Genomic DNA, 22,696 nt, shown 5'->3' on the forward strand with positions numbered 1-22,696 from the left:
ATTCGCGTGAGTGGAACAAGTGTTCGTAAGGTTGATCTGGCTGCCGTGCCACTTGCTTCCTCGCGCGCCGAACAAATTGCGCAGCTGCGCGCCCAGATTTCGCAGATGGGAGGGGGTGCGCGGGAAGAAAGTGCGGTTCAAGGTCTTGACCTGCTGCCTATCGACGGGCCCCTGGGCTCCGTCCTTCCCGGCGGCCTTCCGCGGCGCGCAATCACACACCTGAGCGACACGCCGGGGCTGGTTGTGGAGTTGCTGCGCCATGTTACCGCTGCTGGTGGACACGCGGGTGTGGTGGGGTGGTCGGAGCTGTCTTATGCCGCGCTGCCGGCGGCAGGTCTGGAGCGCATCATCGCGGTGCCGGACGCCGGCGTGGATCCGCTGGGCGTGGCCGGGGTACTGGTGGAAGGGCTTGACCTGGTGGTGTTCCGTTCTCCGGTTGCGCTGGAGTTGTCGCCGGTGCGGGCCCGGCCGTTGCTGGGCAAGCTGCGCAAGGGCCATGCCGCGCTCATGCTGGTGGGGGCGACGGTGCCGTCGCCGGCGCTGTCTATGACGGGGGAAGTGGTGGGCTTCCACGGTATCGGCCGCGGCACTGGCCGCATCATGGGGATGGACGTGCGGGTGCGGGTCACGCAGAAGAACACGCGCCCGGCCTCGACTGTGGTCACGGTGGGTGACGCGCCGGCACCTGCCTTGCGGGTGGTGCGGTAGATGCGCGTGGCGGCCGTGTGGTTCCCGGATTGGCCGATCCAGGCGGCGCGGCTCGATGCGGGGGATGAGCTAGAGGAGCCGTTGGCGATCGGTGCGCATCATCGCATCAAAGTGGTGTCGCACGCGGCGCGCAAACTGGGGATTCGGCGTGGGATGAAGGTGCGTTACGCTCAGTCCGTGTGCCCGGATCTGACGGTGGTGGAGGATAATCCGGACCGGGATGGGCGCATGTTCGCGGCGCTCGCGGCGAGTTTCGATGATGTTGCCGCGTCCGTGGAGGTCCTGCGCCCAGGGCTCGTCGTCGTGGATATCGCCGCCGCGGGCACGTTCCACGGGAGCGAGGAAAAAGCGACGGAGATGCTTATCGACGCCGCCGCCCGCCGCGGCATCGACGCCCTCGCCGGCGTGGCTGATGAGATTGCCACGGCTGTCATCGCGGCGCGTGTCCCGGCGGTGGTGCCGGCGGGGCAGTCGGCGTCGTTTCTCGCCGGTCTTCCCCTGCGCATGCTGGTGGCGGAGACAAGCCTGGGTGCGGACGCAGACACCGTCGCTGCCCTGGGGCAGCTGGGAGTGGGCACGCTTGGTGAGCTCGCCGCGCTGCCGTCCACTGCCATATCCACGCGTTTTGGGCGCGCCGGGCTGCATTGCCACCGCATTGCGTGTGCTGCGCCGAACCGGCGGGTAGCGCCGGAGATTCCGTCGGCGGACCTGAGCGTGTCAGTGTCTCCGGAAGACCCCATCGAGCGTGTTGATGCTGCTGCCTTCGCCGCCCGTGCGTTGGCGGCGAGCCTGCATGAACGTCTCGCGGATGCGGGGCTGAACTGTCTTCGCCTCAAAGTGAAGGCAGAAGTAGACGGCGGGGAGATCGTGGAACGCACGTGGCGCACCCGCGAAGCCCTGACGGAAGAGGCCACGGCGGATCGGGTGCGGTGGCAGCTCGACGGCTGGTTGACGCACGGCGGTGCCGGGGCAATCACCTCCCTGATTCTTGAGCCGTTGGAGGTGGCGCAGCCGGATACTGCGGGGCAGTTGTGGGGCAGCGGTTCTGCCACGGGGCCTGGTACGGGGGATGATCAGGCGCGCCGGGTGGCGGAACGCGTGCAGTCCCAGCTCGGAATCGATGCGGTGGTGCAGCCACGCTTCGTCGGCGGGCGCGGGGTGGCAGAACGCGTTGCCCTCGTGCCCTTTGGGGAACGCGGCCCTGAGAGCAGCCACGCCGCCTGGCCTGGTGCGATCCCGCAACCTTTGCCAGCGCGGATTGGCGGTGGCTTAAACCACCCGGCATCACGGGTCACGATGATTGATGCCCACGCCACCCCCATCGGCGTCACCGCAGAGGCGCTACTCACCTCCCAGCCTTACGCCCTGAGCTGGGGTGGCAACAAGTACCTCATCACAGGATGGGCAGGCCCGTGGCCCGTGGATGGCGAATGGTGGGAGGAGACGCCCCACAAAGTCGCCCGCCTCCAAGTCATCGGCTGCACGCCACGTGATCAAGAACCAGTGGGGTGGCTGCTGGTGTGGTCGAAGCAGCAGTGGCGAGTCGAGGCTATGTATACCTAGGTACAGCTAGGTACAGCTAGCGCGCGATGTCAATGACAACACGCGTCGGATCCTGCACCGTCACCACGCTGAACGGGGCGCGGGAGTTCAAACCGATGACCACCTGGGTGCGGCCACCGGAAGTATCGGCGTTGACAACCTCCGCAACGGGACTGGACTTCCCGGCTCCATTGACGCGTTCGGGCGCGGAGGCTTCGGCGCCCACATCAGCGGGGAACACCGTGCCGTCAATGGACACGTTGAGGAACGCCGCTCCCTTCACCTTCACCGGCTGCCCAGTGGAACCGTGAACGGGGGAGGGGACGTAGTCCGCGAACCACCCCGGCTCACCATCACCGCTCATGGTGAGCGTGACGCGATCAAAATCGCTGTAGCTGTTCACCTCAATATCGGTCACCGCAAGACGCGCTGGTGCTGCCGGCCGGGTGGTCTTGGGTGAGGAGTTCATCGCGCCCAACGGCTCAAGGTCCTCCGGTTCCATGGGGTTGACGGCACCGCCGGTGCCGGCGACGAGGTCGGGGCGGGGGGGTGCTGGGGGCGTCGATAAGCATGCATCCCGCGAGCACAAAAGCGACCGTGCCTGAGGCAGCGGCGCATGCGAGCCGGGATGCAATCATGCGAAATACCCTAATAACAACCGTGAGAACACAAAAATGAAAACAGCCCAATCCGCAGATTGAGACCAAAACGTTGCACACACTACAGGTCCCGCCGAAGATAGGTTACCCTTAGTGCCATGCCTGCCGATTCCTTCACTTTGTGCTCCGATGTTGAGGTGGAGCCGCTTCCAGGGACGGCAAAACAGGCCACGGTCTACGTGCTTTATGAAGAACCGGGCCCATGGAGCCACGATGTCCTGGACGGCGGCACGTTCGGCGCGGAGCTCACCGAGAAGCTCAAAGCGCGCATGAAGAAGTACAACGCGGCGCTTCAACTCATCCGCCACCCAACGCGCGAAGGGCGCGTGATTGAGTCGCACCACCTGTACCTGGTGTTCTCCGACATCGGGCTGACGGAAGTGCTGCACGTGGATGGGCCGGAGGCGATCCTGGACCTGGACCTGTCGGGCCCGGGCCTCAATGGTGGGCAGGCGCGCGTCAATCCGCTGTTGCTCGTGTGCACGCACGCGAAGCGCGACCGTTGCTGCGCGGTGAAGGGCCGCCCGCTCGTAGCGGAGCTGGAGCGCCGCTACCCGTTCAAGAACACGGGCGATGTGGTGTGGGAGACCTCCCACGTCAAGGGTCACCGTTTCGCGCCGGCGCTGTTGCTGTTGCCGTGGGGCTACAGCTTCGGCCGCATGAACCTGGAGGCGACGGAGGCCATGCTGGCTGCGGCGATGCGCGCGCAGTATTTCGTGCCGGGTAACCGCGGCAGCGGCTTGATGTCGCCGCCCGCACAGGCCGCGGAGGTTGCGGTTGCCGCGCACCTGCAGCGCCAGGGCGAGGATGTTTCTTATGGGCAGTTCTCCGTCGAATCGGAGGAGGTCGGCGAGGATCATGCGCGCATCGTGCTTATCGACGGCACCCGCGCCCACACCGTCACCCTCTCCACCCACGCTGCCTCCGGGGTGATCTCCTCGTGCGGCGATGAGCCGAAGCAGGGCCGCTACTGGCAGGTGGATTCGCTGGAGTGCGTGGAGGGCGCTGCGAGGTAACTCAGCAGTGTCTCTCCCACGGACTCTATGACGTGGTCGCTGGCGGACTGCACGTCAGCGGGGGAGTAAGGGAAGCTGTGGGAGACGTCGGCAATGGCGTGCATGGGCAGGTCATTCCATGAATCGCCGAAGGTGTACAGCTCCACGTCGACGCGGTCACGGCCGAGGTGTGCCAGAACGTCGATGATCCCGGCGGCTTTGTCCCGCCCCGGCGCCATGACGTCGACGAAGTTGGCATTGCGGGCGTAGTTGATCTCGGGGTGAGCCTCGGCCCACGCGATGATTTCCGCCGTGTTGGCCGGGGTTGTAGCAGCGGTGTGGGGCAGCCAGAACACCAGCAGGGCGAAGTCGTGGTCGGGGATGTCATCTGCGCTCATGGTGGTGAAGCCGGCGATGAGGTCACGCCCGTCCTCCACGGAGAGGTCGGCGGTGGTATCGGCGAAGATCGCATCGTTGTCACCCCACGTCGTGCCGCACACCGCCAGCCCCGGGGTGGCACCAAAGCGCGCAACGGCTTCAACGAGCACATGGTTGGGCACCGGGTGGGTGTACAGCAGCTGATCATCCACGGTGGTGGCGGCGCTGCCGTTGGACAGCACGTGGAAGTCAAACAACCCCTCAGCGCCGGCGAGCCCGCGGGCGAGTTTGCTGCGGGACCGGCCGGTGGCACAAATGGCAACGTGCCCGGCTTCACGCCAGGCACGTAGTGCGGCAATGTCGGCGGCGGCGATGCCGGCGCCCGGGTGGTGGAGGGTCCCATCGAAGTCAAAAACTGCAACCTTCATGGGGCCCAACCTACCTAGCAACCCGGTTAGCGGCGCATCACCTTCGCCGAGAGCCAGTTGCCCAGAAGCTGGGCCAGCTGCACGATGATCACGATGGTGATCACAGCCACCCACGTCACGGCCGGCTGGTACGCACGATAGCCGTAGACGATGGCGAAGTCACCGAGGCCGCCGCCACCGATGTAGCCGGCCATGGCGGACATATCGATCACCGCGATGAAGATAAAAGTGTACCCCAGAATCAGCGGGCCGAGAGCCTCCGGGATGATCACGGTGCGGATGATGCGCCACGGGCCAGCGCCCATCGCGCGGGCCGCTTCGATGACGCCCGGGTCAATGGCCACGAGGTTCTGCTCCACGATGCGCGCCACGGTAAACGTCGCGGTCACGCACATGACAAAGGTCGCGGCTTCACGGCCAATCGTCGTGTCCACCACCGCGAGGGTGACGGAGTAGAGCATCGCGATCATGATGATAAACGGGATCGGCCGGAAGAAGTTCACCAGGATGTTCAGAACCCAGTAGATCGGCCGGTTCTGCAGCACGCCGCCGGGGCGGGTGGTGTAGAGGAACAAGCCGAGGACGAGGCCGAAGAACCCACCGACAAGCATGGTGATGCTCACCATGAACAGCGTGTCCAGCAGCGCCTGCCAGTAGGTGGGGCCGAGACGTTCCCAGTCCATGCCGGCTGCAAGAAGTGTTTCGATCATTTAGGCCACATCTCCTTGCGTGCCAGTGATTTCGCGAATGTGCGTGGTGGACTGCATGGTGCGGTAGAACTCTTCGATCGCAGCGTCGTCGCCGGTGAGGCGGACGGTCATCTTGCCGAAGGAATGCTCCTGCAGCGTGGTCACAGCGCCATGCACGACGTCGAGGCCCACGCCTTCTTCCTGCAGTTTCGCAGCCGCGGAGAAGAAACCGGAGTTCGCGGTGAGCTCCACGGTGAACAGGCGTCCTTCACCCGAGTGAAGCAGTTCGCGCTCTTCGCTTTTCGACGGGGTGTTCCTCAGCGACGTTGCCACAAACCTCTTGGACACATCCGTTTGTGGGTTGGAGAAGACCTCGTAGACGGAGCCGTGCTCCACAACCTTGCCACCTTCCATCACGGCGACCTTGTCGGCGATGGCGCGGATGACATCCATTTCGTGGGTGATGACCACGATGGTGATACCGGTTTGTTCATTGACCTTCTTCAGTAGATCAAGGACTTCTTGGGTGGTTTCGGGGTCGAGGGCGGAGGTGGCTTCGTCGGCAAGCAAAAGCGAGGGGCTTGTGGCGAGCGCACGAGCGATGCCAACCCTTTGCTTCTGGCCACCGGAGAGCTGCTCCGGGTAGTTCGTGCCACGGTCGGACAGGCCGACGAAATCGAGCAGTTCCGCCACGCGTGCTTTGCGCTCGGCGGCGCTCATCTCCGTCATCTTGAGCGGGTATTCAATATTGCCCGCAGCATTGAGCGAGCTGAACAGGTTGAACTGTTGGAAAATCATGCCGATGGAACGGCGCGCAGCACGCATCTGCTTCGCCGGCATGCCCACGATGTTCGTTCCATCCAGCAAAATCTGCCCCGATGTTGGGGTGTCCAGCCCGTTGATCATGCGGACCAGGGTGGACTTGCCGGCACCCGAGTAACCGATCACGCCCAGGATCTCCCCCGGCTCGACGGTCAGGTTGACGTCATCGAGAGCGACAACATCAGTGCCCTTCTTCGAGCGGAAGACCTTGTTTACGTCCCGGAATTCGATCCGGGTGCCAGTGCGAGACATAAGGGTTTACTTCGCGTCCTTTGCGTCTTCGACGAGGCGGTCGAGGATCTTGTTCAGGTCCTCCTTGGACTTCCGAACCTGGACGGCGGTGCCGTTGGAGTCCTCGTTCAGAGCCTCGGTGACCTCAGGGGTCTGCCAGATCTCGGCGAGCTTCTCGTAGGTCGGGTTATCAATGTCCTCTGCGCGGACAGCGAAGATGTTGATGTACGGCTCAGCCAGCTCAGAGTTCGGGTCGTCGGAAGCGACAGCGGTGGACGCGTCGATGCCGGCGCGGGAGAGCCAGTTGTTGTTGATGATCGCCGGGTCGCCCTGGTTGTAAGCCGTCGGGGTCTGGGAAGCGTCGACCGGGGTGACCTCAACCTTGGATGCTTCCTTGTCGATGTCAGCCGGAGTCGGATTCAGCTTGTCAGCGCCGTCCTTCACGGTGATCAGACCGGCCTGGACGAGCACGTTGATCGCGCGACCCTGGTTAGACGGGTCGTTCGGGATGGCAACCTTCTCGCCTTCGATGCCGTCGAGGGAATCGTGGTCCTTCCAGAACAGGCCGAGGGTGTTGATCTCAGCAGAACCGATGATGCGCAGGTCCTTGCCGGAAGACGCCTTGTACTGAGCCAGGTACAGGATGTGCTGGAACTTGTTGACGTCGATCTGGTTCTCAGCCAGAGCCGGGTTCACCGGGGTGTACTCAGAGAAAGGAACCAGCTCGAGGTCGATGCCAGCCTCCTTTGCCTTGTCCATGAAAACAGGCCAAGCCTTCTGGTCAGAGTCGGTCGTACCGATGCGGATGACCTGGTTCTCGCCGTCCTTCGGAGCGGCGGAGTCAGAGGAGTCAGAGGAGCATGCAACGAGGCCGGTAGCTGCCAGAATGGTGGCTGCGGCGGTTGCGATAACACGGTTAAGACGCATGTCGCTTCCTGCGCTTTCTTAGTAGGGGGTTGGAGTGTCTGGGAAAACCTATCACTGTGCGTACCGCTTAGTCTAGTTTTGCTTTCATGCTTGGTCTTCTCGCGCATAAAATCAAACACCCATTCGACGCATGGTGTCGAATGTGTGTACGATAAGCGCGTGCGTTTCAACGGTGGCAAAGCTTTGTCCTGGGCGCAGCTGGAGCGCATTCTCTCCGGCCGCCCAGGGCCTGCTGTTGTGCCGGTTTACAGGCTTCAACGTCCCTCACGCCCCTCCCGGCCCCCTTCGGTTGGGGCACGTGGCTTGGCCGCGATTCCCTTCGCTGAACTCCACGCCGTATCCACCTACAGCTTCCTCAGCGACACCGGTGGTGCTAGCGAACCGGAAGAACTTGTCGCCCGCGCCCATGAACTTGGACTGAGCGCTCTTGGATTGTTGGACCGCGATGGCTTTTACGGTGCCGTGAAATTCGCCGAAGCCGCTGCGGAGGTGGGCATGCCCACGGTGTTTGGGGCAGAGCTCGGCCTGTCCCACGCGCCATTGCCAGTGATCGCGCGTGGTCCGGAGGGCTACCGGCGCCTGTCCCACCTCATGGCGGACGCCCACATGGCCTCCGGGGAGAAAGGCGTGGTGCACTATCCGCCACTGCCGGCGATGGCGGAAGCGCTCGCGGGAACATGCGTCGTGTTGGCGGGTTGGCGGTGGGCGGATCACCTCGATGAACTCGTGGAATGCTTCGGCGCTGCCAATGTGGTCAAGGAATATGAGGCGACGATGGTGCCAGAAGACGCAGACCACCACGCCCTCCTGCGCGCCGCTAGACCGCCCGGTCTGCGGGAAATCCTCACCGCCGCCCCGGGTGCTGCCACGCGGGATGTGGCGAGGTTGGCGGGGGCGAAGAGAGCGTTGGGGCGCAGAGAAACAATCGGCGCGGCATCCGCTGACCTGCATCCGATGGGCGCGCCGTGGTTGCGCTCGGGCGAGCAACTCGCGGCGATGGTGCCGGATGGCGCGGAGCTGATCGCGGCGGCCGTGGAACTCGCGGAAGAATGCGCCTTCACCCTTGATCTGGTGGCGCCCGAACTACCGCGATTTCCCACGCCTGAGGGACACGACGAGATGAGCTGGCTCACCCACCTCGTGGCTGAGCGTGGCCGTCAGCGCTACGCCTCGCGGCCTGCGGACCTGCAAGAACAAGCCCTTAAACAGATTGAGCGCGAGCTGCGCGTCATCGAGCAACTAGGTTTTCCCGGCTACTTCCTCATTGTCAATGACCTGGTGGATTTCTGCCGCGAGTCCAACATCTTGTGCCAGGGGCGTGGTTCGGCGGCGAATTCCGCGGTGTGCTTTGCGCTTGGCATCACCAACGTGGAGCCGATTGGTGCGCAGCTGCTGTTTGAGCGCTTCCTGTCGCCGGACCGCGACGGCCCGCCGGACATTGACATTGATATTGAGTCCGGCCGCCGTGAAGAAGTCATCCAGTACGTCTACCGCACCTACGGTCGGGATAATGCGGCGCAGGTAGCTAACGTGATCACGTATCGCACGAAGGGGGCGGTGCGCGATGCTGCCCGTGCGCTTGGGTACCCGCAGGGTGCGGCGGATGCGTGGTCGAAAGGCTTGGCGGAGCCCCCTGAGCGTGTCGCTGAGCTGGCCGCGCAACTCAAAGGGCAGCCGCGTCACCTGGGGATTCATTCTGGCGGCATGGTGATCTGCGACCGTCCCATCGCCGATGTCGTCCCCGTGGAATGGGCGCGCATGGAAGGCCGCTCGGTCGTGCAGTGGGACAAGGATGATTGCGCCGCCGCCGGCCTGGTCAAATTCGATCTGCTGGGCCTGGGCATGCTCGAAGCGCTGCACCACATGATCGACCTCGTGCGCGAGACTACCGGCCGCGAGGTGCGTCTGTGGGAGCTTTCGCTTGACGACGCTGCCGTGTATCAAATGCTCTCCCGCGCCGACGCCATCGGCGTTTTCCAAGTGGAATCCCGCGCGCAGATGAACACCCTGCCGCGCCTGAAACCGCGCCGGTTCTTTGACCTGGTGGTGGAGGTGGCCCTGATCAGGCCGGGGCCGATCCAGGGTGGTTCCGTCCACCCATATCTGCGCCGGCGTGATGGGCGGGAGCCAGTCACCTATGACCACCCGGTGTTGGAGCGCTCCCTCGGCAAAACCTTGGGCATTCCGCTGTTTCAGGAGCAGCTCATGCAGATTGCTGTTGACGCCGCCGGTTTCACCGGGTCAGAAGCAGACTCGCTGCGCCGTGCGATGGGGTCGAAACGGTCACCGGCGAAGATGGCGGCACTCAAGTCGCGGTTTTTCTCGGGCTGCTGGGCGACCAACTCGATTGGGCAGGACGTTGCGGAGAGCCTCTGGCAGAAGATCGTGGCGTTCGCTGCCTACGGTTTCCCGGAATCCCACTCTCAGTCTTTTGCCTCGCTGGTCTACTTTTCTGCCTGGTTCAAGTACTACTACCCAGCGGAATTCTGCGTGGGTCTGCTGCGTGCGCAGCCGATGGGCTTTTATTCGCCGCAGTCCCTCATCCAGGATGCGCGGCGCCATGGCATCACTGTCCTACCCGTTGATGTCAACGAGTCCGGGGTGGAGGCCCGCTGCATCGACTCCGGCACCATCCGCGTCGGGCTGAACCTGATCAAAGGCCTTGGTGGGAAAGCAGCCGAGCGGATCGAAGAAGCCCAGGCAGTTCAGCCTTTCACAGACATCCCGGACCTATCCCGCCGCGCGGATCTCACCGTGGAACACGTCGAGGCGCTTGCCCGGGCGGGGGCGTTGGGGTGTTTTGGGGTGGACCGCCGTCAAGCTCTCTGGCAATCTGGCGTCGCTGCCACTGAGCGCGAAGGCATGTTGCCAGGTCTTTCGGCGATTAGCGCGCCTTCCCTCCCCGGCATGAACTCCTTCGAACTCATGGCCGCTGACATCGCAACCACCGGCGTCACGCCCGGACTCATGCCGGTGGAGATGGTCCGTGCGCACTTGGATTCTTTAAACATCGTGCCAGCTAGCGGGCTCAAGCAAGTTCCCGACGGCACCCGAATCCGCATCGCCGGCGTGGTCACCCACCGCCAAAGGCCCACGACCGCCGCCGGCGTTACTTTCCTGGGTATGGAGGATGAAACCGGCCTCATGAACGTGGTCATTCCCACCGGCTTGTGGAAGCGGCAGAAACTCCTCGCCCGCACGGCGAAGGCCCTTATCGTGCGCGGCATCGTCGAAAATGCCTCCGGTGCCGCCAGTATTCTTGCCGACAAACTCGAACCCCTCGACATGGGGGAGTGGCTCTCCCGCGGGTCCCGCGACTTCCGTTAAAAAGGGCGCGGTGAAGGATTTACATGCACCCGTCAACCCAAAAAATTAAAAGTGCTGGTAGATGTGTTTTTAGCCTTTTGTCTATCGAGTGTGCGCTTTGTGTCAAGTGATTGTCGAATCCTTCACCCGCCACCGCTGGGAGTGTGCTTAGACAGAAGCTAGTTTTTGGGTTACCAGTGCGTTCAGGGAGATTCCTTCATTTTCGGCTTCTAGCACGAGCTTGCGGTGGAGTGACGGCGAAATCCGAACATTGAAACGCCCAGAGAACTCCCGCATGCCAAGTGGCTGCGGGATTGGCTCGCCGCTCTCCAGGAGGTCGACTAGGACTTCTTCAACGAGAGATACGATGCCTTTTTCAGCCTCATCCCTGGAGTCTTCCAGCCAAGACAGCGACGGGAATTCCCGGACAGTGGCCACGAACTGCTCGTCTTCTTGTGACCAGCCGATTTGGTAGGTGTACTTGTCAGCGTTCATGTGCATTCTCCTCAAGTCGATCGATAGCACTTAAAACTTGTCGGACTTGATAAGGCTTGGCGGTGCCGCCTTTATCTTGGATATTGACCCGTGGATCGCCCGGCTACGGAGTCTTATAAATAAGGTGCGACCCTCCCCGGTTTCGTGCCTCATCAAAGTAGTGATCGCATACCTTCTTTAACTCGACGAACCGTATGTTCGATGGGGGTCGAGCGCATTTTTGCTAAGAGTTGTTCAATGCTTGAACCCATAGGCGCATAGTACCAAATGTAGTACCTCGTTTCCTTGTTCTTGGTCTTTCGCGGTTGGGTTGGAACGTCTTTGCCGGCGATGGGATATCGCACGAATATAAACGGGACATTGAAAGCAGCCTGATTCCGTCCAATCACCTTGCTTGGATAATCTAAGCGACGATGACTAGCAACAATATCCCGAAGGCAGCATCGTCCCAGGACATTCCGGCGGTGCCTAGCCCGCCCGCGGCTCCGCAACCACCGGCGCCACCGGCACCACCAGTGCCACCGGCACCGCCGGCTCCGCCTGCGCCGAGTTCTGTTGTGCCCGCGCCTCCTGCTGCGCCAGCAGCACCGACACCTCCCGCTCCGCCGGCACCACCTGCAGCTCCTGCGCCACCGTCGGCTGTTGCACCACCGGCACCGCCGGCACCACCAGCGCCACCCGCAGCGCCAGCGGCCCCAGCGCCGGCCCCCGCGCCAGTGAAGTCCGAGCAGCCCGCGCAGAAGACTGAACAGCAGCCTGCCCAAGACCCGACCCGGAGCGCAGCGCTGAAGCGTGTGCTCCTGTGGGCACTGGTTGGGGTGGGGGTTTTGGGGGTGGGGGTGTGGGCGTCGAGAAGCTTTTTGAGCTCTGACGCTGGACAGTCTTTCCTCGCGGCCTACCCGGGCCCCGCGCCGATGCCGGAGAGTGTGCCGGTGGGGATTCCGGCGTGGCTGAACTGGGCGCACTTCTTCAACATGTTCCTGATGGTGTTGATCATCCGGACGGGCCTGCAGGTGCGTACGCAGCGGAAACCGGAGGCGTACTGGCGGCCCAAGAATGGTGGGAAGAAGATCAGCCTGATGCTGTGGTTCCACCTGTTGCTGGATGTGCTGTGGGTGCTTAACGGCCTCATTTTTGTTGTGCTGCTGTTCGCGACGGGCCAGTGGATGCGCATTGTGCCCACGAGCTGGGACGTGTTCCCGAACGCGGTGTCGGCGGGCCTGCAGTACCTGAGCTTGGACTGGCCGACGGATAACGGCTGGGTGTACTACAACGCGCTGCAGCAGCTGGCGTACTTTGTCACGGTATTTGTGGCGGCGCCGCTCGCGATCGCGTCGGGCGCACGCATGAGCATGTGGTGGCGCAACGAGTGGAAGACGGCGAACAAGCTGTTCCCGGCGCCGGCGGCGCGTGCGTTGCACATGCCGGTGATGGTGTACTTCCTCGTGTTCATCGTGGTGCATGTGGGCTTGGTGTTCACCACGGGTGTGCTGCGCAACCTAAACACCATGTACGCGGCGCGCGGTTCGGTTGACCCGAATGAGTACGCGGGGGATTGGACGGGCTTGATCATGTTCCTGGTGTCGCTGGTGGTTGTCGCCGCGGCGGTAGCGGTGGCGCGCCCACAGTTCCTGGCCCCAGTGGCGCGACTGACCGGTGACGTGTCTGCCCGGTAGGGTGTGTACCCATGAACAGTGCCGATTCTGCCCAGGGCGGGCGTCATGCCCGCGCCGATGAGCCGGTGCTGACCTTGCCCACCACGGCGGCGGAGATGAATCCGGTGTCGCGGAAGCTTATCATCGCGCGGTATGCCTCCCAGACCTTGTGGGCGCTGGTGTTGGCGGCGTGTTTCGTCGTGCCACAGCTCATCGTCGGGGGTTGGTGGTGGTCAGGCGCCGCCACTATCGGCGTCTGGTACGTCTTCCAACTCATCATGATCCCCCTGCGCGTGCGCAACACGGCGTGGTGGGAAACCGAAGATGAGCTGCTGATCACTAAAGGCAAACTCCGCCAGACATTCACGCTGGTGCCGTATGGCCGCATCCAGTTCGTGGATGTCACCAGTGGTCCGTTCACGCGGCTCCTGGGCCTCAAGGGCGTGAGCCTTCACACCGCGTCGACCACGTCGGATGCGACGATCCCGGGTCTGCCCGCCGCCGAGGCGGACGCGCTGCGTGAACGTCTGGCCATCAACGCGCGCGAACGGATGAGTGGCCTGTGACCGAGTACCGTCGGGTTCACCGCCTCACCCCGCTGCTGCGCGTGTGGGCGACGGTGGTGGCGCTGACCACGATCGTGGTGTTCAATTTTGCTACTTTCGTGGCCGACGTGCTGCGGGATCAGCAGTTCACGGCCCTGTTGTTCGGGCAGATCGCAGGCTCGGTGGTGGGGGCGCTTGCACTGGTCTTCGCGGTGTCGCAGATCTGGTGGGCGCGCACGGGTTTTCGCTTGGGGGAGGATGAGCTGGAGTTGCGCCGCGGTGTCATCTCCACGCAGGTGCGGTCCGCGCGCTATGACCGCATCCAGGCGGTGGACGTGGTGGAGCCTTTCGCCCCGCGCCTCTTCGGGCTCGCCGAGGTGCGCGTGGAAGCGGCTGGCGGCTCGAACTCCGCGATCGAAATCGGCTACCTCACCCGCCCCGAAGCCGAGGCCATCCGCGCCGAGATCCTGCAGAAGATCGCCCCGCCCGAGGAACCGCAGGGAGACTACCTCGTCCCACCCATTCCCGTTGCGCGTTCGCTCGTGGGTGCAGGGCTTCGCTTATCGACGCTCTTCGCCCTCACCTGGTCCCTCATCCCCACCGTCACCGATTTTTCGGTGACCGTGATTCTGCCGGTGATCGTGGGGTTCATCCCGCAAATCTGGCGGCAGATCGACCAGTCTTGGCGCTATAACGCCACCCTTGACGGGGACGTGCTGCACCTGTCCTATGGGTTGGCCAACCGCCGCACCCAAGCGGTGCCGCTGGACCGCATCCACGCGATCAGCCTGTCCCAGCCGGTGCTGTGGCGACTGTTTGGGTGGTGGACGGTCACCGTGAATATTGCCGGTTATGGCCGTGAATCCAACAAAGCATCCGGCACATCGCGGCTGCTGCCGGTGGGGTCCTACGAGCAAGCCCTCCAGCTCATCGAGGCCATCAGTCCGCTGCCACGCGAACTGATTGTCAGCCCGGACTGGGACCTGAAGTCCCCGCGCCGGGCACGTGTGGCCTCACCGATTGATGCGTCGGGCCAAGCCCTTGCCCTCACCCCGATCGGGGATTTCGGGGACACCACCTATGCCACCACCAGCCACGGCCTGTTGAGCCGGCGGGTGGAATTCGTGGAAGTGCCCCACATTCAGGAGGTCACGCTACGCATTGGCCCAGTTCAGCGCGCTCTTAAGGTGGCGAGCGTCCGCTTTGATCTCGTACCAGGCCCGGTCCGGATGACGGCGCGGGACCTGGAGCTCCACGAGGCGTGGGAGCTCGTCGAAGCCCTGAGTGCCCGTGAGCTTCCGCCCGCCGCGGCTACACGCCACCCGGGAAGCCCAACTGACGCCACGCCTCATACGTAGCCACCGCTGCGGAATTGGACAGGTTCATGGACCGGCGCCCCGGCAGCATGGGGATGCGCAGCTGGTCAGTCACGCGCTCATGGTGGGAGTGCTCATGGGGAAGGCCAGTGGGTTCAGTGCCAAACAGCAGTGCATCCCCCGGCTGAAAAGCCACATCGGTGTAGCGGTGGGTGGCGGAGGTGGTGAAGGCGTAGATGTTGCCGTGCATAAGCGAAAAGCAACTCTCGATGTCATCGTGGACTTCAACATGCGCGAGATCGTGATAATCCAGCCCTGAACGGCGCAAATGCTTGTCATCGAGCGAGAACCCAAGAGGGCGCACGAGGTGCAGCGTGGCACCCGTGCCCGCGCACATGCGGATGGCGTTGCCGGTGTTCGGCGGGATGACGGGGTTGTCGAAGATCACGTGAAGCACACATCAAAGTCTAAGATGGTGGCCGTGACTGCGATCAAATTGGATGGAAAGCTCTACCGCGAGGAGATTTTCGCGGACCTTCAAGCGCGTGTCACGCGCTTGAAGAATGAACACGGCATCACGCCGGGCCTGGCCACGGTGCTGGTGGGCGAGGACCCGGCAAGCCAGAACTACGTGCGCATGAAGCACAAGGACTGCGAGCAGCTGGGTATCGCGTCGATCATGAAGGAACTTCCGGGCGACTGCACGCAGGAAGAACTCGACGCCGTGATCGAGGAGCTGAACAACGACCCGGCCGTGACCGGTTACATCGTGCAGCTGCCCCTGCCGAAGCACCTGGATGAGAACCGTGTGCTGGGCCTTATCGATCCGGACAAGGACGCCGACGGCCTGCACCCGGTCAACCTGGGTCGCCTCGTGCTCAACGAGCCGGCACCGCTGCCGTGTACCCCGAACGGGTCGCTGGCGCTGCTGGAGCGTTTCGGTGTGGACCTGAACGGCGCGATCGTGTGCGTCATCGGCCGCGGCGTGACCGTCGGCCGCCCGATCGGCCTCATGCTGACCAAGCGCGACGTCAACGCCACCGCCGTCCTGTGCCACACCGGCACCACGGACCTCGCCGCTGAGACGCGCCGCGCCGACGTGATCATCGCCGCCGCCGGCAAGCCCCACATGATCACCGCCGACATGATCAAGGAAGGCGCCGCGGTGCTCGACGTGGGCGTTTCGCGTGTCGACGGCAAAACCACCGGCGACGTCCACCCCGACGTCTGGGAAAAGGCCGGTTGGGTCTCCCCGAACCCGGGCGGCGTTGGCCCCATGACCCGCACCTTCCTGGTGCGCAACATCGTGGAGCGTGCCGAGCGCCTTGCCGACGCACAGTAACCAACCGTCCAGTCCGCCGCCGAGTCTGGACAACCCGCACGACATCTACAACCCACCATCAAAGCTGCCTGTGCGTGTGCAGCAGGTGATGGTGGCGTTGTTCGTACTCGGGTTCGTGGTGGCCACCCTGTTTTCCGTGACGGAACACTGGCGCCGTGCGACGTTCACCCTGGGCGCGGCGATGTTGTGGCTGACCGCCTGCCGCCTGACCTGCGATTCGCAGGTGATGGGTTTGCTCGCGGTGCGCTCCAGGCGTTTCGACGCCATCTTCACCGGACTCACCGGCGCCGCCCTCGTCTGGCTGGCGGTGTCGGTGGACGCGCTGGGGAGCTAGCGGCCCCTGCTCGGTGTGGGAGCCAGATGGTAGCCTGTTCCCATGGAAGCAACGATTGACTCTGGTGGACGGATTTTACTGCCTAAAGCTCTGCGCGAAGCCCTTGGTCTGACGCCTGGTTCAACCGTGGATGTATCAGCGTACGGGGGCGGAATCACCATCATCCCCGGTGGCCGGACGGCTGAAGTCGTGGAGACCGAAGACGGACGTTTGGTCGGACGAGGCTCGCAGCCAGTGACGGACGAGGACATCCTGGCGCTCATTGATGCGGGACGAATGTAATGGGCGTCATCGCTTTAGACACGAGTGCGGCAGTTCCGCTCCTCTTGCAAAATCACAGCAGTCACGAGCGAGTAAGGCGTTGGGCGAGAGGAAAGAGTCTTGCCCTTTGTGCGCACTCCCTCGCCGAGACATATTCCGTGCTGACCAGACTGCCTGGCGACAGTCGATTCACGGAAGCCGATGCGGTGAGAGTCATAGACGGGACCTTTGAGACGGTTCTTTGTCTTCCGGAAGCCGCTTCGCAGGAGGTGCACCAACGTTTAGCGAATGTCGGAATCAAGGGTGGTGCAGTCTACGACGGCCTTGTTGCGCTTACTGCGCTGGAAAATGAAGCGTCTTTAGCCAGTTTGGATAAGCGTGCGTACACAAATTACTTCGCTCTCGGTGTGGCGCTTGAGCTCATCCCGTAACTGCTAGATCTCGTAGTTACCGCGCTGCTTGGCCAGGTCGGTGGCCGAGGGGGTTTGGTCGGCCAGCGCGATGAAATTGCGCAGGATGTGGCCCATCTGGCGGGTCTCCACAAGGAAGGCATCGTGGCCGACGGGGGAGACAATCTTGTTCATGGCCAGTAGGTTCCCGATATTGCGGGACAGGTGTTCCTGCTGGTGGAACGGGTACAGGATGTCCGTGTCCACGCCCACGACCATGGTGGGCACGTTGATCTGTGCCAGGGCACGGTTGAGTCCGCCGCGGCCGCGGCCAATGTCGTGGCGGGAGAGGGATTCGGTGATGGTGACGTAGGAGCCGGCGTCGAAACGCTTGACCAGCTGTTCACCTTGATGGTCGAGGTAGCTTTGCACGGCGAAACGCTGGTGTTCGTCGCGGTGGGTGCCCAGTGGGTTTTCGCCGGGTTGGGCCATGGTGCCAAAGCGTTCGTCGATCTCCTGCTCGCCGCGGTACGTCAGGTGGGCGATGCGGCGCGCGGCAGCCAGACCCGCGTCGGGGGAGGAGCCGGTGCCGTAGTAGTCGCCGCCCTGCCAGTCCGGGTCGCGCACGATGGAGGAAATCTGGGCGGTCTGAATGCCGATCTGCCAGGCAGATGCGCGTGCGGACATTGCGATGACGCAGGAGTAATTGGCCCAGTCCGGGTACATGAGCGTCCACTCGAGGGCGCGCGCACCGCCCATGGAGCCGCCGATGACGGCGTGCATGCTGTTGATCCCCAGCGCTTCCAGGAACATCGCCTCGGCGCGTACCTGGTCGCGGATGGAAATAGCGGGGAAGCGAGACCCCCACGCACCACCGTCCGGGTGCTCACTCGAGGGGCCAGTCGAACCAGAGCAGCCACCAAGAACGTTGGTACACAGGATGCAGAACCGGTCGGTGTCCAGCGGTGCACCAGGGCCGATGAGATCGCCCCACCAGTTGGCCACATTCGAATCACCCGTCAGAGCATGCTCGACGATGATGAGGTTGTTGCGGCCATGGGGGTCGCCGCTGAACTCGCCCCAACGCTGGTAGGCGATCTCCACATCGCGGATGACCGCGCCGGCCTCCGTGGTCAGATCACCGATGCGCTGGGTGGCTAGTTCACCTTCGGGTGGGAGGGTGATCATGAGATAGCAGCAAACCCACGCTCGAGGTCAGCGATGATGTCCTCAACATCCTCGATGCCCACGGACAGGCGGATCGTGGCCTGCGTGATGCCGGCGCGCTTCAAGCCTTCCTCGTTCGACTGGGAGTGCGTGGTCGATGCCGGGTGGACGACGAGGGAGCGCACGTCGCCGATGTTGGCGAGGTTGGAGTGGAGATTGAGGGCGTCGATAAACGCCCATGCCTTCTCGCGCGCAGCGGACGGATCGTCGGAGGCCAGGTCGAAGGAGAGGACAGAGCCGGTGTACTTCAGGCCGAGCTTCTCCTTCGTGGCGTAGTGCGGCGACGACGGCAGGCCCGCGAAGTTGACGTGTGCGACCTCGTCCTTCGCGGCCAGGTACTCAGCCACCTTCAGTGCGTTTGCATTGTGCTTTTCGACGCGCAACCCCAACGTATCAATCCCCTGCAGCGTCACCCACGCGTTGAACGGGGAGATCGCGGCACCGGTGTCACGCAGGATGCCGGCGCGGGCCTTCACGGCGAAAGCCGCCGGGCCGAGGTCGGAGTAGACGAGGCCGTGGTAGGCCGGGTCCGGGTTAACAAAGTAGGGGAAGACCGGTTCGCCGTCGCGGGTGACGGTCCAGTCGAAGGAGCCGCCGTCGATAAGCGCGCCACCGAGCGCTGCACCATTGCCGGTGTAGAACTTCGTGGTGGACACGATGACGATGTCCGCGCCGAGCTCCAACGGCCTGACCAGTGCGGCGGTGGCCATGGTGTTGTCCACGATGAGTGGTACCTGGTTGCGGTGGGCGACCTCCGCGACAGCCGGGATGTCCAGCACATCCGCGATCGGATTGCCGAAGGTCTCGCCGTAGAACGCCTTCGTGTTCGGCTTGACGGCTGCCTGCCAGCTCTCCGGATCGTCCGGGTTGTCCACGAAGCTGACCTCGATGCCCTGGCGGGGGAGAGTGACCTCAAAGAGAGTCTCCGTCCCGCCGTAGAGGCGTGGGGAGGTGACAATGTGGTCGCCGGCGGAAGCGAGGTTCGTGATTGCCGCGACCTCTGCCGCCATGCCGGAGGCGAAAGCGACGGCTGCCACGCCACCCTCCAGGGATGCGAGACGGTTCTCCAGTGCCTCCTGGGTCGGGTTGGTGATGCGGGTGTAAATCGGACCCGGGTTTGTCAGGGCGAAACGGTCGTGTGCGTTCTGGGTGTCCTCGAACACGTAGGACGTGGTCATGTAGATCGGCTGGTTGCGTGCGCCGGTATCGGAGTCGACGCCTTGGCCCGCGTGGATGGCGCGGGTGTTGAAGGACCAATCATTAACGGCAGTGTTGTCGTACTGAGACATGCCCACAAAAGTAGGAGTCCCCCGTGGAGGGCGCAAGCAGTTGTGGTGTGGTCGGTTCTTACGAAAACGGAAAAAGTGGACCAAGCTGTCTATTTAAGTGCTGTGCCAGCTTGGGGCGGGTGAATTTAAATCTCGCGTAGCGGGTGAGGTCGAGACCGCGCACGGCTTCATGATGAAAGGTATCGTCGGAAAAAAATCTGTTCGTTCCGAAGGAGAATCGATGCCAGTCTCGATCCGTTTGATCTCACATGAAGGAGCCCATTTCCAAGCGCCTTTCGGTGATGGCACTGTCCGTTTCGGCGATAGCGCTGAGCAGGCTTGCGCGGTGCTAGGGCAGCCCGAAAGAGGTTCAACTGACACCACTCTGTACTTCAACGCCGCGCGTATTCAGGTGCATGTTGGCCGGGGCGGGGTTGAGTTCATGGAATTTGCTACCAACCCGAAGAAGGACGGCATTGACGTTGAGTGGGAAGGGCACATCCTCTCGCGCATGAACGCTATCGACTGTGCGGAGATGCTCATGGCATCCAATGATGGTGCCAGGGTCAATGAGGAGGAGGCGCCGTCGAGCTATGTCTTTGAAAAGCTAGGTCTCACCGTATGGCAACCGTATGCTCTCCAAGACGCGATGCGCGATTTGAGGGAAGCAGAGACCAGCGGAGATGAGGGCGAGCTGGAGTACTTCCAGGAAGAAGTCGACATGGCCGAGTTCTTCGACTCGGTGGGTATCGGCTCTCAGGAGTACATGAAGGGTTATTTCTCGTAGAAGGGGCGAATGAGCAAAGGGTGTGCCCACCCGGCCACACTGCCGAGCGGGCACACCCTTTCGCTTAACTCACGCAAACGGAGCTAGTTGTCCTCAGTCCGGTCGATGATCCGGTTGAAGGTCTCCGACGGGCGCATGACCTTGGTGGTCTTCTCATCGTTCGGCCAGTAGTAGCCACCGAGATCGGCTGGCTTGCCCTGGACGGCGAGGAGTTCCTCGGTGATCTTGGCCTCGTTGTCGGCGAGGTCCTTAGCAATCGCGGTAAAGCCTGCTGCGAGTTCTGCATCCTCGTCCTGCTTGGCCAGCTCATCAGCCCAGTAGGCGGCGATGTAGTAGTGGGAGCCACGGTCATCGATCTCGCCTGCCTTGCGGGACGGGGAGCGGCCCTCATCCAGGTAGCGCTCGATGGCGCGGTCCAGCGTGCGGCCGAGGATGCCAGCGCGGGTGTTGCCGTGCTTGTCTTCCTCGTGGAAGAAGGACTCGGTCAGCGCGAGGTACTCGCCCAGGGAATCCCAGCGCAGGTGGTTTTCTTCCTGTACCTGCTGGACGTGCTTCGGGGCGGAGCCACCAGCACCGGTCTCAAACAGGCCGCCACCAGCCATGAGCGGGACGACGGACAGCATCTTGGCGGAGGTGCCCAGCTCGAGGATGGGGAACAGGTCAGTGTTGTAGTCACGCAGCACGTTACCGGTGACGGAGATGGTGTCCTCGCCGCGGCGGATGCGGTCAACGGTGATCTTGGTTGCTTCCTCTGGGGAGGCAAACGAGATATCCAGGCCGTCGGTGTCCATGGTGGCTAGCTGTGCTTCGGCCAGCTTCTGGATGTTGGCGTCGTGGCCACGTGCCGGGTCGAGCCAGAACACGGTCTTCATACCGGACTTGCGTGCGCGGTCAACAGCAAGGTTGATCCAGTCCTCGATGGAGTTGCCGCGGGTGTGGCAGGAGCGCCAGATGTCGCCAGCCTCAACCTCGTGGGACAGCAGGACCTCACCGGTGGAGGAGATGACCTGCATCGTGCCGGCGAAAGGCATCTTGAAGGTCTTGTCGTGGGAGCCGTACTCCTCAGCCTTGCGGGCCATGAGGCCGACGTTGGGGGAGGTGCCCATGGTGGTGGGGTCGTAGGCGCCGTTCTCGCGGCAGTCATCGATGACCACCTGGTACACGCCGGCGTAGGAGGAATCCGGGATGACAGCCAGGGTGTCCTGCGGCTTGTCATCGGCGTTCCACATCTGGCCGGAGTTACGGATCATGGCAGGCATGGAGGCGTCCACGATCACGTCAGACGGCACGTGCAGGTTGGTGATGCCCTTGTGGGAGTTCACCTGCGCCAGATCCGGCCCCTCAGCGATGGCCTTGTCGAAGGCGGCGCGGATCTCTTCGCCGTTCTCCAGCTCGGACAGGCCGGAGTAAATAGCGCCCAGGCCGGACTCGCCGTCGAGGCCAGCATCCATGAGCTGCTCACCGTACTGGTCGTACACGTCCTTGAAGAAGGCGCGGACAACGTGGCCGAACATGATCGGGTCAGAGACCTTCATCATGGTGGCTTTGAGGTGGATGGAGTAGAGGATGCCCTCGTCCTTGGCACGCTTCACGGTCTCCAGCAGGAAGGCATCCAGAGCCTTAGCGGACAGGAAGGTCGCGTCCACGACATCGCCCTTGTCCACCGACATGTCATCGCGGAAGACCTTCTCCTGGCCGTCAGCGCCGGTGAGCTTCAGCGTCAGCGTGTCATCGCGGTCAAGGATGACGGACTTCTCGTTGTGGCGGAAGTCATTGGCATCCATCGTGGCCACGTTCGTCTTCGAGTCTGCAGACCAAGCACCCATGGAGTGCGGGTTCTTGCGCGCGAAGTTCTTCACGGAGCGCGGTGCGCGGCGGTCAGAGTTGCCCTGGCGCAGGACCGGGTTCACAGCGGAGCCCTTCACCGCGTCGTAGCGGCTGAGAATGTCACGCTCTTCGTCGGTCTGCGGGTTCACCGGGTAGTCCGGGATGGCAAAACCAGCGTCCTGCAGTTCCTTGATGGCGTTCTTCAGCTGCACCAGCGATGCGGAGATGTTCGGCAGCTTGACGATGTTGGCTTCCGGCGTCTTCGACAGCTCACCCAACAGTGCCAAGTAGTCCGGAACACGCTGCTCTTCGTTCAGGTAGTCCGGGAACTGTGCGAGGATGCGGCCGGCTAGGGAAATGTCGTACGTGTCTACGTCTACGCCTGCGTTTGACGCGAAAGCCTCCACGATGGGCTTCAGTGAGTACGTTGCCAGCAGTGGTGCCTCGTCCGTCTTCGTCCAAATGATCTTGGCCATGGGTCACCTCTACAAATTATGGTTCTATCTTGATCTTTGTTTCGACCCACTAGCGTACCTCTTTGCCTGTGAGCGTGCCCATCGTGCCC

General features: G+C 63.0%; 23 protein-coding genes. 12 read left to right on the top strand and 11 right to left on the bottom strand.

The features are described from left to right. Nucleotides 1-6: 6 nt before the first annotated feature. The gene (locus tag L8U60_RS05395) at nt 7-708 is read left to right on the top strand and encodes a hypothetical protein (protein ID WP_269965346.1); all 702 of its coding nucleotides are present in this window, start codon (nt 7-9) and stop codon (nt 706-708) included. After that, the gene (locus L8U60_RS05400) at nt 709-2,271 is read left to right on the top strand and encodes a DNA polymerase Y family protein (RefSeq protein ID WP_269965347.1); all 1,563 of its coding nucleotides are present in this window, start codon (nt 709-711) and stop codon (nt 2,269-2,271) included. A gap of 16 nt (nt 2,272-2,287) precedes the next feature. On the opposite strand, the gene L8U60_RS05405 is transcribed toward L8U60_RS05400, so the two are convergent. Then, on the bottom strand, nt 2,288-2,884 hold the full coding sequence (locus L8U60_RS05405; RefSeq protein ID WP_269965348.1) for an AMIN-like domain-containing (lipo)protein: 597 nt from the start codon (nt 2,882-2,884) through the stop codon (nt 2,288-2,290). A gap of 123 nt (nt 2,885-3,007) precedes the next feature. Here L8U60_RS05405 and L8U60_RS05410 point away from each other — a divergent pair, with 123 nt between their 5' ends. Continuing rightward, nucleotides 3,008-3,925 (top strand): sucrase ferredoxin, encoded by a 918-nt coding sequence (locus L8U60_RS05410; RefSeq protein WP_269965349.1) that lies wholly within the window; start codon nt 3,008-3,010, stop codon nt 3,923-3,925. On the opposite strand, the gene L8U60_RS05415 is transcribed toward L8U60_RS05410, so the two are convergent. Genes L8U60_RS05415 through L8U60_RS05430 form a run of 4 tightly spaced genes read right to left on the bottom strand, consistent with a single transcriptional unit; the run spans nt 3,877 to nt 7,379 of the window. Beyond that, the gene (locus L8U60_RS05415) at nt 3,877-4,710 is read right to left on the bottom strand and encodes an HAD family hydrolase (RefSeq protein WP_269965350.1); all 834 of its coding nucleotides are present in this window, start codon (nt 4,708-4,710) and stop codon (nt 3,877-3,879) included. The two genes, L8U60_RS05410 and L8U60_RS05415, sit on opposite strands and share 49 nt — an antisense overlap. A gap of 26 nt (nt 4,711-4,736) precedes the next feature. Further along, nucleotides 4,737-5,420, bottom strand: a complete 684-nt coding sequence (locus L8U60_RS05420) for a methionine ABC transporter permease (RefSeq protein WP_269965351.1) — start codon at nt 5,418-5,420, stop codon at nt 4,737-4,739. Next, the gene (locus tag L8U60_RS05425; protein WP_269965352.1) at nt 5,421-6,473 is read right to left on the bottom strand and encodes a methionine ABC transporter ATP-binding protein; all 1,053 of its coding nucleotides are present in this window, start codon (nt 6,471-6,473) and stop codon (nt 5,421-5,423) included. It abuts the gene before it with no gap. A gap of 6 nt (nt 6,474-6,479) precedes the next feature. Next, nucleotides 6,480-7,379, bottom strand: coding sequence for a MetQ/NlpA family ABC transporter substrate-binding protein (locus L8U60_RS05430; protein WP_269965353.1), 900 nt, complete (start codon nt 7,377-7,379; stop codon nt 6,480-6,482). A gap of 144 nt (nt 7,380-7,523) precedes the next feature. Between L8U60_RS05430 and L8U60_RS05435 the strand changes: the two genes are divergently transcribed. Then, a complete protein-coding gene (locus L8U60_RS05435; protein ID WP_420840152.1) occupies nt 7,524-10,706 on the top strand; it encodes an error-prone DNA polymerase in 3,183 nt (1,060 codons plus the stop codon). Nucleotides 10,707-10,853: 147 nt separating this feature from the next. Here the strand turns inward: L8U60_RS05435 and L8U60_RS05440 are convergent, their stop codons facing one another. Further along, complete coding sequence (locus tag L8U60_RS05440) at nt 10,854-11,180, bottom strand: type II toxin-antitoxin system HicB family antitoxin (RefSeq protein WP_269965355.1); 327 nt, start codon at nt 11,178-11,180, stop codon at nt 10,854-10,856. Nucleotides 11,181-11,648: 468 nt separating this feature from the next. Further along, complete coding sequence (locus L8U60_RS05450) at nt 11,649-11,858, bottom strand: hypothetical protein (RefSeq protein WP_269965356.1); 210 nt, start codon at nt 11,856-11,858, stop codon at nt 11,649-11,651. A gap of 38 nt (nt 11,859-11,896) precedes the next feature. Here L8U60_RS05450 and L8U60_RS05455 point away from each other — a divergent pair, with 38 nt between their 5' ends. The 3 genes from L8U60_RS05455 (at nt 11,897) to L8U60_RS05465 (ending at nt 14,738) form a co-directional block, all read left to right on the top strand. Then, nucleotides 11,897-12,856 (top strand): cytochrome b/b6 domain-containing protein, encoded by a 960-nt coding sequence (locus tag L8U60_RS05455; protein ID WP_269965357.1) that lies wholly within the window; start codon nt 11,897-11,899, stop codon nt 12,854-12,856. Between the two features lie 95 nt (nt 12,857-12,951). Then, entirely contained in the window at nt 12,952-13,401 is a 450-nt protein-coding gene (locus L8U60_RS05460) for a PH domain-containing protein (protein WP_269965389.1), read from the top strand. Further along, nucleotides 13,398-14,738, top strand: a complete 1,341-nt coding sequence (locus tag L8U60_RS05465) for a PH domain-containing protein (protein ID WP_269965358.1) — start codon at nt 13,398-13,400, stop codon at nt 14,736-14,738. The genes L8U60_RS05460 and L8U60_RS05465 overlap by 4 nt, the downstream gene beginning before the upstream one ends. On the opposite strand, the gene L8U60_RS05470 is transcribed toward L8U60_RS05465, so the two are convergent. Continuing rightward, nucleotides 14,692-15,093, bottom strand: a complete 402-nt coding sequence (locus tag L8U60_RS05470; protein WP_269965390.1) for a tRNA (cytidine(34)-2'-O)-methyltransferase — start codon at nt 15,091-15,093, stop codon at nt 14,692-14,694. The two genes, L8U60_RS05465 and L8U60_RS05470, sit on opposite strands and share 47 nt — an antisense overlap. A gap of 75 nt (nt 15,094-15,168) precedes the next feature. On the opposite strand from L8U60_RS05470, the gene L8U60_RS05475 reads away from it, so the two are divergent. From L8U60_RS05475 to L8U60_RS05490, 4 genes are read left to right on the top strand one after another with little or no spacing between them, the layout of a single operon-like run. Next, a complete protein-coding gene (locus L8U60_RS05475) occupies nt 15,169-16,038 on the top strand; it encodes a bifunctional methylenetetrahydrofolate dehydrogenase/methenyltetrahydrofolate cyclohydrolase (RefSeq protein ID WP_274708497.1) in 870 nt (289 codons plus the stop codon). Beyond that, nucleotides 16,022-16,372: a DUF3017 domain-containing protein gene (locus tag L8U60_RS05480; RefSeq protein ID WP_269965391.1), complete on the top strand. Its 351-nt coding sequence runs from the start codon at nt 16,022-16,024 to the stop codon at nt 16,370-16,372. The genes L8U60_RS05475 and L8U60_RS05480 overlap by 17 nt, the downstream gene beginning before the upstream one ends. A 42-nt stretch (nt 16,373-16,414) precedes the next feature. Further along, nucleotides 16,415-16,654 (top strand): AbrB/MazE/SpoVT family DNA-binding domain-containing protein, encoded by a 240-nt coding sequence (locus L8U60_RS05485; RefSeq protein ID WP_269965360.1) that lies wholly within the window; start codon nt 16,415-16,417, stop codon nt 16,652-16,654. Continuing rightward, entirely contained in the window at nt 16,654-17,064 is a 411-nt protein-coding gene (locus tag L8U60_RS05490) for a PIN domain-containing protein (protein ID WP_269965361.1), read from the top strand. The genes L8U60_RS05485 and L8U60_RS05490 overlap by 1 nt, the downstream gene beginning before the upstream one ends. A 3-nt stretch (nt 17,065-17,067) precedes the next feature. Here the strand turns inward: L8U60_RS05490 and metX are convergent, their stop codons facing one another. Continuing rightward, a complete protein-coding gene (gene metX / locus L8U60_RS05495) occupies nt 17,068-18,210 on the bottom strand; it encodes a homoserine O-acetyltransferase MetX (protein ID WP_269965362.1) in 1,143 nt (380 codons plus the stop codon). After that, the gene (locus L8U60_RS05500; RefSeq protein ID WP_269965363.1) at nt 18,207-19,538 is read right to left on the bottom strand and encodes an O-acetylhomoserine/O-acetylserine sulfhydrylase; all 1,332 of its coding nucleotides are present in this window, start codon (nt 19,536-19,538) and stop codon (nt 18,207-18,209) included. The genes metX and L8U60_RS05500 overlap by 4 nt, the downstream gene beginning before the upstream one ends. Nucleotides 19,539-19,758: 220 nt before the next feature. Here L8U60_RS05500 and L8U60_RS05505 point away from each other — a divergent pair, with 220 nt between their 5' ends. Next, nucleotides 19,759-20,304 carry a hypothetical protein gene (locus tag L8U60_RS05505; protein WP_269965364.1) on the top strand — a complete coding sequence of 182 codons (546 nt, stop codon included), beginning with the start codon at nt 19,759-19,761 and terminating at the stop codon, nt 20,302-20,304. An 83-nt stretch (nt 20,305-20,387) separates the two neighbouring features. Here the strand turns inward: L8U60_RS05505 and L8U60_RS05510 are convergent, their stop codons facing one another. Next, nucleotides 20,388-22,607, bottom strand: coding sequence for an NADP-dependent isocitrate dehydrogenase (locus L8U60_RS05510; RefSeq protein WP_269965365.1), 2,220 nt, complete (start codon nt 22,605-22,607; stop codon nt 20,388-20,390). Nucleotides 22,608-22,696: the final 89 nt, after the last annotated feature.

The sequence above is a fragment of the Corynebacterium meitnerae genome, from assembly GCF_027570075.1.
GTDB classification, from domain to species: domain Bacteria; phylum Actinomycetota; class Actinomycetes; order Mycobacteriales; family Mycobacteriaceae; genus Corynebacterium; species Corynebacterium meitnerae.